The sequence below is a fragment of the Stenotrophomonas maltophilia group sp. RNC7 genome (assembly GCF_030910085.1).
GTDB lineage: Bacteria > Pseudomonadota > Gammaproteobacteria > Xanthomonadales > Xanthomonadaceae > Stenotrophomonas > Stenotrophomonas sepilia.
Genome location: NZ_JAVFVN010000646.1, coordinates 1 through 329 on the forward strand (window position 1 = coordinate 1; position 329 = coordinate 329).

General features: G+C 59.6%; 1 protein-coding gene. It reads right to left on the minus strand.

Going from position 1 to position 329, the window contains the following annotated elements; all coding sequences use genetic code 11:
* A partial coding sequence (locus RCF13_RS12820) for a hypothetical protein (protein ID WP_308141240.1) occupies positions 1-329 on the minus strand: 329 nt, incomplete at both ends.

Genomic DNA, 329 nt, shown 5'->3' on the forward strand with positions numbered 1-329 from the left:
GTGGATCGCATCAGCCGGGACAAGTTCTCTAGCGATCCACGCAGGGCATTGGCTGAAGACCCAGCCTGGCCAGCGGCAAAGCCCAAAGCCAGGATGTTCTGCGACGATGTCTTGGTGCGCTGGGAGGCGTAGTAGATCTCCTCCATGCCCGCAGCCATCTTCGCAGTAGCTGCAACAACAGCCGCCGCAGCAGCGGTTGCAGCCGTACCCAAGGCAATGACGCGCTTGGTGGACTTTTCGACCGTTTCAACAAACCGGCGCTCGCCCTTATCGTCGATCTTCCAGCCCAGGCTGACCAGAAACTCACGGATGACGTCCTGATCAGCCAT